The organism is Georgenia sp. G2120 (assembly GCF_055326485.1).
Genome location: NZ_JBUZNL010000009.1, coordinates 68,152 through 81,016, shown reverse-complemented (window position 1 = coordinate 81,016; position 12,865 = coordinate 68,152). Strand labels below are relative to the sequence as shown.

The 12,865-nt window shown below is 66.0% G+C and carries 14 protein-coding genes; 7 read left to right on the top strand and 7 right to left on the bottom strand.

What is annotated here, in order from left to right; genetic code table 11:
• The first annotated feature begins 39 nt into the window (after positions 1-39).
• Positions 40-468, top strand: a complete 429-nt coding sequence (locus ACZLMO_RS11180; protein ID WP_062764942.1) for a hypothetical protein — start codon at positions 40-42, stop codon at positions 466-468.
• Here ACZLMO_RS11180 and ACZLMO_RS11175 read toward each other — a convergent pair.
• Entirely contained in the window at positions 419-904 is a 486-nt protein-coding gene (locus tag ACZLMO_RS11175) for an HIT family protein (RefSeq protein ID WP_082758361.1), read from the bottom strand. The genes ACZLMO_RS11180 and ACZLMO_RS11175 overlap by 50 nt on opposite strands.
• Positions 901-1,386 carry a TIR domain-containing protein gene (locus ACZLMO_RS11170; RefSeq protein ID WP_062764939.1) on the bottom strand — a complete coding sequence of 162 codons (486 nt, stop codon included), beginning with the start codon at positions 1,384-1,386 and terminating at the stop codon, positions 901-903. The genes ACZLMO_RS11175 and ACZLMO_RS11170 overlap by 4 nt, the downstream gene beginning before the upstream one ends.
• A gap of 208 nt (positions 1,387-1,594) precedes the next feature.
• Here ACZLMO_RS11170 and ACZLMO_RS11165 point away from each other — a divergent pair, with 208 nt between their 5' ends.
• The gene (locus ACZLMO_RS11165) at positions 1,595-2,476 is read left to right on the top strand and encodes a hypothetical protein (protein ID WP_157544363.1); all 882 of its coding nucleotides are present in this window, start codon (positions 1,595-1,597) and stop codon (positions 2,474-2,476) included.
• Between the two features lie 215 nt (positions 2,477-2,691).
• On the opposite strand, the gene ACZLMO_RS11160 is transcribed toward ACZLMO_RS11165, so the two are convergent.
• Together ACZLMO_RS11160 and mobF are read right to left on the bottom strand one after the other, a co-directional pair.
• A complete protein-coding gene (locus tag ACZLMO_RS11160) occupies positions 2,692-3,063 on the bottom strand; it encodes a hypothetical protein (RefSeq protein WP_062764936.1) in 372 nt (123 codons plus the stop codon).
• 178 nt (positions 3,064-3,241) lie between these two features.
• Positions 3,242-6,799: a MobF family relaxase gene (gene mobF, locus ACZLMO_RS11155; RefSeq protein WP_463653786.1), complete on the bottom strand. Its 3,558-nt coding sequence runs from the start codon at positions 6,797-6,799 to the stop codon at positions 3,242-3,244.
• 181 nt (positions 6,800-6,980) lie between these two features.
• On the opposite strand from mobF, the gene ACZLMO_RS11150 reads away from it, so the two are divergent.
• Positions 6,981-8,165, top strand: coding sequence for a DNA cytosine methyltransferase (locus ACZLMO_RS11150; RefSeq protein ID WP_250646060.1), 1,185 nt, complete (start codon positions 6,981-6,983; stop codon positions 8,163-8,165).
• Positions 8,166-8,429: 264 nt separating this feature from the next.
• Positions 8,430-8,975, top strand: a complete 546-nt coding sequence (locus ACZLMO_RS11145) for a DUF6611 family protein (protein ID WP_335339179.1) — start codon at positions 8,430-8,432, stop codon at positions 8,973-8,975.
• Positions 8,976-9,046: 71 nt separating this feature from the next.
• Here ACZLMO_RS11145 and ACZLMO_RS11140 read toward each other — a convergent pair whose 3' ends face one another.
• From ACZLMO_RS11140 to ACZLMO_RS11130, 3 genes are all read right to left on the bottom strand, one after another.
• Positions 9,047-9,433 carry a hypothetical protein gene (locus ACZLMO_RS11140; RefSeq protein WP_175985594.1) on the bottom strand — a complete coding sequence of 129 codons (387 nt, stop codon included), beginning with the start codon at positions 9,431-9,433 and terminating at the stop codon, positions 9,047-9,049.
• 176 nt (positions 9,434-9,609) lie between these two features.
• Positions 9,610-10,158: a hypothetical protein gene (locus ACZLMO_RS11135; protein ID WP_062764918.1), complete on the bottom strand. Its 549-nt coding sequence runs from the start codon at positions 10,156-10,158 to the stop codon at positions 9,610-9,612.
• A complete protein-coding gene (locus tag ACZLMO_RS11130; protein WP_062764915.1) occupies positions 10,155-10,721 on the bottom strand; it encodes a hypothetical protein in 567 nt (188 codons plus the stop codon). The genes ACZLMO_RS11135 and ACZLMO_RS11130 overlap by 4 nt, the downstream gene beginning before the upstream one ends.
• A 219-nt stretch (positions 10,722-10,940) precedes the next feature.
• Between ACZLMO_RS11130 and ACZLMO_RS11125 the strand changes: the two genes are divergently transcribed.
• From ACZLMO_RS11125 to kdpA, 3 genes are read left to right on the top strand one after another with little or no spacing between them, the layout of a single operon-like run.
• The gene (locus ACZLMO_RS11125; RefSeq protein WP_156198513.1) at positions 10,941-11,108 is read left to right on the top strand and encodes a hypothetical protein; all 168 of its coding nucleotides are present in this window, start codon (positions 10,941-10,943) and stop codon (positions 11,106-11,108) included.
• Positions 11,105-11,194: a potassium-transporting ATPase subunit F gene (locus ACZLMO_RS11120; RefSeq protein WP_035731468.1), complete on the top strand. Its 90-nt coding sequence runs from the start codon at positions 11,105-11,107 to the stop codon at positions 11,192-11,194. The genes ACZLMO_RS11125 and ACZLMO_RS11120 overlap by 4 nt, the downstream gene beginning before the upstream one ends.
• Complete coding sequence (kdpA, locus tag ACZLMO_RS11115) at positions 11,194-12,864, top strand: potassium-transporting ATPase subunit KdpA (RefSeq protein WP_062764912.1); 1,671 nt, start codon at positions 11,194-11,196, stop codon at positions 12,862-12,864. Before ACZLMO_RS11120 ends, kdpA begins: the two co-directional genes overlap by 1 nt.
• Position 12,865 lies beyond the last annotated feature (1 nt).

Genomic DNA, 12,865 nt, shown 5'->3' with positions numbered 1-12,865 from the left:
ACGACGACGTGAGGGGGCAGAGTGACGGATCAAGCTCCGGTGCAGTTCTCCGAGGACCGCCGCCAACATCTGGCCTTCATTCAGACGGCGATTGGGCGGATGTCCTCCGCATCGGCCGTTGCCAAGGGATGGGCGCTGACAATCGCGACCGCTGCATACGGCTACGCCGGCACGAACTCATCGGCTGTGGTGGCGTTGTTGGGTATGTTCGCGGTGCTGCTGTTCGCCGCCGTTGACGCCCGTTATCTTCGCGAGGAACGCAAGTATCGGTTGCTGTTCGACGCGGCCCGAGATGAGGCCGTTGACGTCTACGAGATGAACGCGACCCGGTACTGCGGAACCCTCACTCGCGCCCAATGCGAGTCGATCGGATGGGGCAAGGTGGTGTGGTCATGGTCCGTGCGTGACTACTACGGCATCATCCTGCTGGTGGGCCTGGCTGTCTTGGTGTGGCTTCACTGCCGATAGCCCGACAAGCCGCCCGCAACACCTCCCAGGCATCGTCTTTCTGCGCCTCGCTGTAGTTACTCTCCGGGGGCCAAATCCGTCCGATGCGATCACCCTCGGTGCGCGGCACCAGGTGCACATGCACGTGCAGAACACTCTGGCTGGCCGCCTCACCGTTTGACTGGATGACGTTCAACCCGTCCGGGTGCAGGCTGTCGCGGATCGCGGTCGCGATCCGCAGTGCGGTCACGCTGAGCTGCTGGGCCTGGACGTCTGTGAGATGCCAGATGTCGGGAACATGTGCACGGGGGATGACCATAATGTGGCCTAGTACGGCTGGCTCGGTGGGGAAGAAGGCGACCGTGTGCTCATCCCGGTAAACCTCGCGGGCGTCCGGATCGTCACGGTCAACAATCTCGCAGAACGGGCACTCTTCCTCCCCGCCGGCCGTGCTCATGAGCGGGCGTACGCCTGGTCGACCCAGCTGGACAGATTTGCTTTGATGCTTGCGTGAACCTCTTTGCTGGTCGAACCGCCGGGAGTGATGACCTTCACATAGTCGGAAATCTTGGTTCCATCCTTCAACGAAACCTTCTCGAAGGGGTTCACGCCTGCGGTGGCGGTGTTGCCAGACGAATCGGCGAGGCCATTGATGCGGATGCCAATGAGCGGCTTCTTCGCATTCCACGCCTTACGAATCTCGTAGTCCACCCACGGGCGGTCGGCCGTCTCTGACCCGATCAACACGACCACGGCCTTCTTGTAGGCCATCTGGTCGTCTATCCACTTCTCAATCGCGGCCTTGCCCTTCTTCTTCACCTCCTCCCATTCCTGGGAGTTCAGCAGCGGCTGACCCTCGACAACACCCATGTTGATGATCTGCTGAACCCGCCACGCATCGTTGTCGTAGTGGAAGCTGTAGAACACTGACTTGGCCATTTCGTCCTCTCTATGCGACCTCGTTGGCGCCCTTCCAGGCTACCGGCGGGAAGTGACATGCGAAGGGGGCAATGCGTCGTCGGTGGCTGGCCGTCGAACTCTGATGCGCGCAGAACGGTGCGTGACCAGCGATGTCCTGCCCCTGCCCCTGCCCCTGTCCATGCCTACGCCGCAGATAGATGCAGCGTGAGTCGGTAGCGTCGTGTTCATGACGATCGCTCCGTGCCCCTTCTGCGGTTCGCTGGGCCGCAAGTCCAAGGAGCATCGCATCCCGGAGTCGTGGAAGCCTTACTTTCACCTCGTGTCCGAGGTCGTCCACAGCACGTCGATTGCGGGCGAGGTGCAACCTCCGCGTTCAAGTAGTCGCACTCAACTCGACTTCCAGTACGGAGGTATCTGCGAAGCCTGCAACAACGGGTGGATGCGTGAGATTGATGAGGCTGCAATGGTCCGTCTGGTCAATCTGGCGTGGGCGAAGACGACGGAGATTCCATCGTCTGAGGTCTTGACGGTGATGCGGTCCGTCGTGCGTGCGGCGCTGGTCACGGCGTGGGGCAAGCGGCGGATCGGTGGTCATCCGGAGGCCTCAGCGGAGGAGTTCTATCGGACTCGCCTGCCGCCGCCCGGAACCCATGTGTTCATGGGTTTCTCCGACTGGATCTTCCTACACGCGGCCGGGCATCACGCGGTCTGGCCTGTCGATCCAGATGTCGTCGGAGGCGTTCACATCGTGGCGTGGGGCCTTGAACGTCTTTACACGATCGTGGTGTTTCCGAAGGACGGCGACCTGGTGATGGCCGGGCAGACTGCCGCCGCGATCCGTCGTACAAGCAAGGGGGTTCTTCGCGAAGTATGGCCGCACGCGCCTGGTCGGCCGATTGTTGTCCCCCTTGCTCGATCTGGGGAACTTGATCGAGTATTCGCCGCCCGTGTAACCCAGGCGCGGCCGCTGTTGCTGAACGAGGCGCCTGTGATCCCTTCCGAAGACCCTCCGAACATCGTGGCTCGGAATGAGGGCCGTGATCCGATGGACTTGCTTGCTGAGTATGTTCGCCCGCCGACGAAGGCCCCGCCGTCGCTTCCGACATGACGATTCACCGAGTGTCGGCGAACGGGTCCACGACGGTGTGGACTCCGTGGGCGGGACAGATGAATGAGACCCGGATGCCAGCACCGGCGCTGTCGAATGGTGCGGGCTCGCAGTCGAGCCCGCATTGAGGGCAGATGCGGTAGTCGTCTCCATCGGGGATGAACACGCTTCGAGCGTACTGACCCGCCCGAAGACGGGCCTTCTCATGCGGGCTTCTATGCCCCGATAGTTGCGTAGCGTGCGGACTTCATCGCGTCGCTTTGCCGGCGGACACGGCGGCGTTCGGCGGCTTCGTGGATGCGGGCGCGGATCAGGTGGGTGAGGCTGACGGGCCCGATGAGGATGAACTTGAGTGCGTTCCAGATGAACAGGATCACGAGGAGGTTGAGCCAGCCGGGTCCGCCGTCTGCGATGAGGTTGGTGCAGATGTTCGCGGCGAGCAGGTAGGGGGCGGCGAGGAGCATCGCGGGCAGGCCCCATTTGAGGCCGCGGCGGGTGCGGATGCGGTCGAGCAGGATGTTGGTGGGCATGTAGCGGCGCAGGAAGTAGCGGGTGCGGACGCTGGCCGCCCAGAGCAGTCGGAACATGGTCGGGCCTCTCATCAGGACGTGTTTCTCCGTCGAGGAGGCAGGAACTGTGATGAGTGGCCCCGAAGGGACTGTCCCGAAGGACCCGCAGAGATGTGAAACGCTGCCTCCCTTCCAGGGTACGACTTCCCGGCGACATTCGTAAGGGCAGTCGCGGGTTCCGTCCGATGGCAGGGCGCTACAGTCTCGGCCCGAGCGGTCGCGTCGCGGTGCGTCGAGGCTGTTCGCGTTCGGTTCGGCCGGTGCCGGCCAGCGCGAGGGCCCGGTCGAGTGCCGCCCGGGCGCGGGCGGCGTCGATCTTCTGCGCGTCGTCCTCGGCCGGCGCGCCCAACGGTGAGGCATCCGTGATGCCGTAGCGGTCGCGGTACGCGGTGACGGTGCGGGCGGCCTGCCGCCACGCGGCCGCGGTGCGGGGCTGCTTCGGTGGAGCGCCGAGAGTCTTGGTCCAGCCGTCGTGTTCGGTGAGCGCCGCGTCCAGGAGTGCGTCGGTTCGGGCCTCGATGAGGTCGCGGCGCTCGGTGAGCGCGTGGTGGAACTCGGCGCTCATGGTGCCGGTGGCCTCGGGGATCAGCCCGGCGATCAGCCGCGGTGTCTTCCTGACTCGCCCCGATCCCGCCGGCCGCTGCGCGGCGTGGGCGAGACGGTAGTGGAGGACGGCGGCGATGTCGTCGGCGTCCCGGAACCCGCGCGCTCGCACCAGGCGCGGCACCAGGCTTTCGATGTCGTGATGGTTCGCCTCGGCACGGCGCAGCTCTGCGGTGAGCGCCCCGAACGCCGGGGAATGGATCGCGGCCTCTGTCTCCTCGTCGGTGAGCCCGGAGGAGGAGACGAGCGTGACCCAGCGGTCACGTTGCGCGGCGGCGGCGATCGTCTCGTACTCGGCGGCGAGCTGGCCGATGTTCGCCCAGGCGTCCTGCTCGGCGGTGATGGTCTCGTGGGCGGAGAGCTCGGCACCGACGTGTGAGAGCACTCCGAACAGCACGCTTCGGGCGGTCGCTTCGGTGTTGTCGCCGGGGTGCGGGCCGTCGTGGGAGTCATCGGGCTTGTCGATGGCGACGTAGGCAACATTCGTCTGCCGTCCTCGGGTGAGCGCGACATACAGGTTCTCCCTGGTCATGCTCCCGTCGACCAGCACGTGCGCGGCGTCGACGGTGATGCCCTGCGCCCGGTGAGAGGTCACCGCGTAGCCCAGGTCCAGGTCCTCGGCCACATAGTCGGCGGGGAGGACGACCGATCCGCCCCAGCGGGCCGTGGCGCGGCGCAGCGTGAGCGACCCGTCGTCGCGGACCTCGGTGACCGTCCACCTGTCCCCGTTGCGCACCCACCCGCGTCCCGCGCGCAGGCGGCGGTCGTTGCTGCGGGTGATGACGGAATCGCCGACTGCGGCGCGGGTGCTGTCGTGGAGCTCGACTTCGCGGCGGGGGTTCACGGTGCCGTCGAGGATCAGATCGGTGCGGGCGCGCTGGTTGAGGGCGAGGACGGATTCGTTCGAGTCAGAGACCAGCACTGTCGCCCGGCCCGCTTGCCGGTCAGCCCGCCAGGCGGCGTAGGCGGCATCGACCATCGCCTCAGTCTCCCCGCCCTGGATGCGGTCGTGGTCGAGATAGGTGTCGATGACTTCGGTGCGGCCATGCCGCAGGCCCAGGGAAGCGGTCTTCTCCCACTCGTTGACGAACCTGTGCACGTCGACCAGCTCGGGGGCATCCTCGCGGTCGTGGACGAGCAGCGAGAACGCACCGCCGGCATCGACGGACTGGAGCTGTGCATGGTCGCCGGCCAGCAACACCTTCGCCCCCGCGCCGGCGGCAAGGCTGGTGATGCGGTCGAGGGAGAGGGTGCCGGCGAGGGAGGCTTCGTCCACGATGACGAGCTGCCCCATACCGAACGTGTCGCCGTACATGAGGTGGTTCTGCCACCACTTTGCGGTGTTCTCGGTCTGGATGCCGAGGTCGTCGGCGAGGACCTGCGCGGCGACCGCGGACGGCGCGAGCCCGACCACGGCCCCTCGTCCGTGCTCGTGTTCCCACGCACGCCGCAGCGCGGACATGGCCGTGGTCTTGCCCGCGCCGGCGGGGCCGACGAGGACATCGACGAGTCGGCCGGAGACGGCGACCTTTGCCAGCGCGGCGGCTTGGTCGTCACCGAGGGTGTGGCCCTTCTGGTCCGGCCGCGCCGCGATCTTCTCGACGGTGGAAAGCGGAACGGTCGGGCCGGTGGTCGTGTGGGCACGCTCGAGGAGGCGGTCTTCGGCGGCCAGCAACGAATCGGAGGAGAACACTGCCGAGTGCTTCGGCCGGAACACGCTGGTCCCGTCCGGCCGGCGGAACACGGCCGGGCTCGATGCGAGCTCGGGCGGGGTCAGCCGCAGGGAGGCGGCTTCGGCGGCGTCCACGACCATGCCGACGATCGCTTCCCGATCCGTGGTGGACGCGAACCTGTAGCGCATCGTCTGCCGGGCCGCCTCGGCCGTAAGGTTCCACCGCCGCCACGTCGACCGCTTCTCACCGACGACATCCACGACCGACTGCCCGAGCGTGCCGATCACGTCCAACGGCACGTCATCCGCGCGCAGCAGCAGAGGCGCGTCGTTCGCCGTCACGATGCGCGCCCAAGAAGTTGCGTTCTGCCCGAGGATGTGCCCCGCCCGCTCCCGCCACTCGGCAGTCAGGTCCGCGAGGGAGCGGACCTGCTTCTCCGGGCGGGTGCTGAGCGTGGCCTGCGCGCGCAGTTTGATGATCGTCGCCGCAGACGGCTGCCGACCATGCCGGGCGACATACTCGGCGATCAGCCGATCCTTCTCGACCTCGATGTGCCGGGACCGGGACGAGAACTCCGCGACCAGCTCCTCCGGCACCGAGGCGACCGCCCAGGCCGGGTTGCGGTCGCGACCCATCTCCCGCGCCTCCCACTCCACACCAAACGTCCGGGTCAGGTGGTCGGCGAACACCGCCTCGTGCAGCTCGGAGAGCGCGACGGTGGCGGCGTGCATTGGACGCCCGTCGAGAGAGCGCCATTTGCCGTCGAGGACGGTCTGCACCTTGTTCGAGATGACGACGTGCGTGTGCAGGTGCGGGTCACCGGCTCGGGAGTCGTAGTGGTCGAACGCGGTGGCGATCAGCCCGTGGACATCGACCTGCGCAACCGCGCCGTCGCGGCCGGTTGCACCGGAGCGGGTGGCTGCAACCTCCCGCTCCATGAACGCAACCACCTCTGCAACCGCCGCATGGTGCGCGTCCGCGATCAGCGCTTGCGTCCCGGCGTCGGCAACCGCCCACAACACGGAGGCGGACTTCGGCACTGAGAACGTGAAGTCGTATCCCGCGACCGCGCGGCGCGTCCCGCGCGCCGCCTCCTCGGCCTGGATCGCTGCGACCGCCTCGGTCCGGGTGGCCGGCCCGATCGTCGGATCGAGGGCCGAGACACGCTCCGCGACGCGCTCGGCCACCGGCCGGTACTCGGGGTAGGCGCGACCCAACGGTGCCCCGGTGATCGGGTCACGGCCCATGCCGACCAAGAGCTGGAGCTGGGCTTCGGAGACCTGATCGCCCTGGGCGATCTGCCCGCCACCGAGAGTCCCCACGCCGGAACCGAGCCAGAAACCGGGCGGGCTTCCCTCCTCGGCGTAGTAGCGCGTCAACGGCGTCGAGAGCGACCTGTCCCCGTCGCCCGCCGCGACGGTGCGCAGCAGGTACTTATAGCCGTCACCCGCCGACATCACACGCATCGAGACCGTCACTCAGGCCGCCTCCCTCCCGCTCGATGAGGAGGTGGGCGGAGGCGGTCTGTCGCATCAGATTTGACGCGGCGAATCGCGCGACGCCCTTGATCTGCAAGACGCGTGGCAGCTCAGAAGCGGAGACGTAAGCGACGGCGCCGGGATTAGACGGCAGGCGGGGTGACGGGGTCCGGGGAGCGCGGTGAGCACCTGGCAGATGACCAGCCCGGCGTTGAACTCGTGTGCAGAAGATCGCCAGGATCACCCGATCGGCGGAGTCCGTATGTCAGAAGTCGAGAACACCAACGACGGTCGCCTACGGGTAGGGTCGCTGTTCTCCGGCTACGGCGGGCTCGACCTCGCCGTCGAGGAAATCTTCGACGCCCGCACCATCTGGTTCTCCGAAATCAACCAGCCCATCGCCCGCGTCTTCTCCCACCACTGGCCCGACGCCCCCAATCTCGGCGACATCACCACCATCAACTGGAATACCGTCCCGCCGGTGGACATCCTCTGCGGCGGCTTTCCTTGCCAGGACGTGTCGACGGTCGGGAAGATGGCCGGCCTCAAGCCCGGCACTCGCTCCGGACTCTGGTCTCACATGGCCGCAGCAATCGATGCTCTGCAACCGGAGTGGGTCGTGATCGAGAACGTCCGCGGGCTGCTATCTGCACCCGCGATCCGCACGATCCCCGAAGGAGACAACGATGAGCAACGCAACCCCAGAGGTGCAACTCCCAGCGGCGCAACCCCTCGCGGTGTGGAATCCGACTCGTGGCATTTGGGAGAAACCGCAGCTCGACCTCTTCGGGCAGCAGGAGCAGTTCTGGGAGACCTGGCCGACCTCCGGTATGACGCGCAATGGATCGGTCTACCCGCTTCCCACGTCGGCGCACCCCATCCCCGATACCGGGTCTTCATCCTCGCCCACCGCACTCTTCCGAACCCCACTGGCGTCGGACGCTTCACGCGGCGGGGAGAGCTTGCAGCAGGTGAAAGCGCGCCGTGGCACGATTGCACTGAGCCATCAGATCATCGACCTCGCCCTCCACGGGCCGAACGGCTACCCGCGCCCGGAAGAGTCCGAGAGCCTGTGGTCGTTGATCGGGCAGCTCTTCGACGCTGGGGACGATACGCCGAAGCTGTGACCCGCTGGGAGCAGATCAGTCGCCGCGCTGCTCCGTCACCGGCGATTCTGAGCGACGAGACCGGCCCGCGTCCAGCACCCCTATTCGTCGAATGGCTTATGGGGCTACCGTCCGGATGGGTGACCGATGCGTGTCATGCGCTGACCACCAACCAACAACTTGCTTCGCTCGGGAATGGTGTTCTCCCGAGGCAAGCTGTCGCGGCTTTGAGAACGGCCTGGGAGATGCTCAATTCCTGACAGACTCCAGCACTGCAAGGACCCGCTCGTTGCCCGCATGCTCACCAAGGCTGAGCGCGGCTAAGCTGCTCCCGGTGCCGCATTCGATCGAGACGCGACAGTCAATGGATGGAAACAAGTAGTGGCTCCTGCTGCCTCCGGCGGCGCGGTGCTCGGGCTTTGGTGTTGGGAATGCGTTAGGAACCCGCGACGATCTGCGGGCTTGCTGCATGAGCTCCGTATGGCGCTCTCGCGGTGGCCTCGTGATCGGGTGAGCATCAGTGCATGTCTCTTGTAAGTTCCACACCCGGCCGGGCGCCACAGCCCAGCGGCTCTCGGCTGCCACGACCCGTGCGCTGGGGCTCCATATATCACGCTGTTGCGCGTCACGGGGTAGGAACGTCCCGGCTCATCGTTTATTCGCCGGTGTCGTCGGAGCATGAACGGTTCTGGGCACGGTCGGCGAGTGCTTTCGCGCCGATGTCCCTGAGCGTGGGTCTGCTGCTGTGGCTTCTGCTTGTCGCGATTGGCGCGTCTCCTGAGGCGTCGGCGGTCGGGATCGTGCTGGTGGGGGTGTCGACCGGAGCGTTCCTGTGGTGGAAGGCACGTCCCCTTCGTGGACGCGTGGCAACGGCGTGGTCGAGCCGGTTCGTGCTCTGGCCTCATCGTGATGATGAGGATCGTGAAGAGATGATCACCACGCTGTCGTTGCTGATGGAGCGCGCAACACAGGATCTTCGCCACGGGAGAATCACGCGAAGCGTGTACGACCATGTGTGGATGGCCGTCTACGAGGAGACGCATGCACTGTCTCCCGGGCGAGATAAGTAAGCACCCGGATTCGCGCTGGGAGCCCCCACCCGTGACCATCGATGGCTCCACGGGTAGGGGCTTCCACGACGCTAAAGAAGTGCTTCTGCGGCGGCGGCGGCAATGGATCTGTGTGCGATCTGATCCCAGGAGGTCGCGTAGTGGCTCTCGAGAGGTGTGGTGGTAACCCTCTGGTGTACGCGTTCGGTGAGTGCTGCGGGGTCGGTGCGGCAGGTGGTGACGATTCCGGTGATGCAGATGTCTCGACCGTGGCGCATTTCGATCTCGGCGTGGTGTGCGCAGATTGCTGCGGACAATGCGTTGACGGCGCGGTCAGGGGTCGGTGAGTCAGACGGGACTTCGACGATGTAGAAGATGTGCCGCACCAGGGGGTGCGTGCGCAGCGGTTTCGCGAGGATGTCATGCGCTGCCCGGAGCTGACTCCGGAGCGCTTGCCGAGGGTGGTTCGTGTCGGGCACGCGGACTCCCACAATCATGGTTCGCGCCCTCCGATCGTCGAGTGCGCCGTGATTGTGAGGAGCGGCCGCGGCAAGATACGCGAGGCTGTCGAGCGAGTCGCCGTAAAGGAGCAAACGAGCCTGCCCAGGCTGCGGGCCTACCGGAGACGAGCGGATGGTGTGTCGGGTGGTGTCCATTATTTGAGGCACCTGCCTTGCCACTGCTCGCCGTCACTGCCGGGGTGGATACGGGTGGGGTGGCTGGTGATCTGCCCGAGTGTGATCGTGCCATCGCAGGTGAGGGCGAGGAGGTCACCGGGGGCGCAGGTCTGCGGAAGCAGCACCCTGATGGCGGTCTGCGTGTGCGGGGAGCGCAGCAGGGTCGTCTTACGGCGCCGCGCGTTCGGGCACTGCACGGGCAGGACGTCAAGGACGCGGGAATCGAGGGCGGACAGGTCGCAGTCGACCGTCAGTTCCATGGGGTGTCGGAGCCCGCGGCGCGGTGTGCGGGCGAGGATTGCCGTAATGACGACGCTGCGGTAATCCTCTCCTCGCGCCGACGCGTTGCTGGGCGCGATCAGGAGGCAGGGGGTGCCGCGTTGTGCGGCGAGGGTGGAGAGTGATTGCGCGCCGATGCTGATGTCGCGGTCGGCGAACGTCGTGTCTGCGGGCCAGGGTGGGCAGTCCTCGTACAGGGCAGCAAGCGCCATCGCACGGGAAGAGATCAAGGTGTGCATGATGCTCATCTGGCCACCGCGAGTTCCCGTGCCTGTTCTGCGGGTACGAAGGCTTCCTGCGGACGCGGGCGCACATCGCTGAGTGTGACCGCTCCGGCGCAGGGGACGGTGAGAAGGTCGCCTTGGTGGATGTCTGCGGGAAGGGTGACGATCGGGTACGGCCAGGGCGCAGACCCGGTTTCGCCCGGGATGAGTTCTATGGTGGTGTTCTTCGCCGTCGAGGTGCGGCCGATGAGTCGGCACTCGTCCCAGTACGGTGTTACCCGGTCAAATCCGCAGTCGGTGAGGGCAACGCGTTTATCGCTGTCAGTGTCGATGCGGAGGGTGACCTGGAAGACGAGGACGGTGACATCGTTGCCGATCCCCTGGGCGCGCGCCTGGGCCGGTTTCGGGTGCGGCAGGTCCCCGGTGAGGAGCGCCGGCGTGCCGCTGATCTCCACCAGTCGCCTCAGGGACACTCCGCCGATCACGACATCCGAGACCGTGGGGACGGTGTGCTCGGGCCAATGCCGGGGTTGGAGAGGGTCGGGGATGCTGCGTCTGAGGGTGGGGAGAATGGCGGTGAGGGTCATGCCTCCACTTCTACGCGGCAACCACCGGGCAGGGAACAGCCCCTCACGGAACTCATGCGCCTTCCCGGCCTGCCGCTAACAGCACCACGCAGAGGAGGGTAGCGACCCGCGTCCGTGCCCGCGGCGCGCTTTGCGGGCCCGTCGTGTTAGCGGCGCGTCAGAGTCCGCCCGATCCTCGTATGGGTTCTGTTAGGACGCCTGTTTCGGTGGTGTGGGTGGGTGTTTGATCGTGAGTTGCGCCCGCTGTTTCGGGTTGCGCGGCTAGTGGTCCTGCTGTCGCTTGTTATCCGAATGGAGCTTGTTGTGCTTGACATCGTCTACGTGCTCGGCGTGATCGCCTTGTTCGTCGTCGTCGGGCTGCTGGGGAAGGCGGTGGAGAAGCTGTGATCGTTTTTGAACTTCTCGCCGCCGGTCTCGGGGTCGCGGCGATCGTGTATCTCGTGTTCGCTCTCGTGAAGCCGGAGCGTTTCTGATGGAGTGGTGGATGCTGATCGCGAGCGTCGCAACGCTCGCCCTCGCCCTGGGTCTGCTGTACCGGCCCGTCGGCGATTACATGGCCTGGGTGTTCACGACCCGGAAGAACTGGAAGGTCGAACGCGGGATCTATAAGGTCATCGGCGTTGACCCGTCGAAGGAGCAGTCCTGGCAGGTCTATCTGCGGTCGGTGCTGTACTTCTCGGTCGTCGGCGTGCTGCTGCTGTTCCTGTTGCAGCGCACGCAGCAGTGGTTGCCGTATTCCCTGGGGAACGAGAACATCGACTCGGGGGTGGCTTTCAACACGGCTATCTCGTTCGTCACCAACACCAACTGGCAGGCGTACTCCGGTGAGGACCTGTCGTACACCGTGCAGTTCGCCGGCCTGGCGGTGCAGAACTTCGTCTCTGCGGCGACGGGTATCGCCGTGGCCGTGGCACTGGTGCGCGGGTTTGCGTACCGCCGCTCGGGCACCATCGGCAACTTCTGGGTCGACCTGGTCCGTGGCACGTTCCGTATTCTTCTTCCGCTCTCGATCGTCGGGGCGATCGTCCTGATCGCCGGCGGCGTCGTGCAGAACTTCAACGGCTACGTCGATGTCACCACCATCACCGGGGGCACGCAGACGATTCCGGGTGGGCCGGTAGCGTCCCAGGAAGTCATCAAGGAGCTCGGCACGAACGGCGGTGGCTTCTACAACGCGAACGCGTCACACCCGTTTGAGAACCCGACCGGGTGGATCAGCCTCTTCCAGTGCTTCTTGATCCTGCTGATTCCGTTCTCGCTGCCACGTACCTTCGGCAAGATGGTCGGCGATAACCGGCAGGGGTACGCCATCCTCGCTGCGATGGGCACGCTTTACCTGGCCTCGGTCGCGGCGCTTGCGGCGTTCGAGTTCGCCGGCGACGGCACCGCCCCGCAGTTGGCGGGCGCCGCCATGGAAGGCAAGGAGGCCCGTTTCGGGCTCGCGCAGTCCGTGATCTACGCCGGCACGACCACCCTCACCTCCACCGGGTCGGTGAATTCCATGCACGACTCGTACACGGCTCTGGGCGGGATGATGCCCATGGTCAACATGCTGTTGGGCGAGATCGCTCCAGGTGGTGTCGGTGCGGGTCTGTACGGGATGCTGATCATCGCGGTAATCGCCGTGTTCGTCGCGGGACTGCTCGTGGGACGCACTCCCGAGTACCTGGGCAAGAAGATCGGCCCGCGGGAGATGAAGCTGGCGAGCCTGTACATCCTGGTGATGCCGCTGCTCGTCCTCGGTGGTGTCGCGCTCAGCTTCGCGATCCCCGCGCTGCGAGACAGTATCGTCAACGAGTCGCTCACGAACACCGGATCGCACGGCCTGTCCGAGGTGATCTACGCGTTCGCGTCGGGCGCGAACAACAACGGGTCCGCGTTCGCGGGACTGACCGCCAGTACCCCGTGGCTGACGGCCGCGATCGGTGTCGCGATGTTGTTCGGCCGGTTCATCCCGATCGCGCTGGTCCTCGCCCTGGCAGGCTCCCTCGCCGCGCAGGACAAGATCCCCGCGACCGCAGGAACCTTGCCCACGCACCGGCCGCTGTTCGTCGGGCTCACTGTCGGCACCGCAGTCCTGGTGACCGCACTCGTTTTCTTCCCCGTTCTCACGCTGGGTCCCCTGGCGGAAGGGCTGCTGTAAA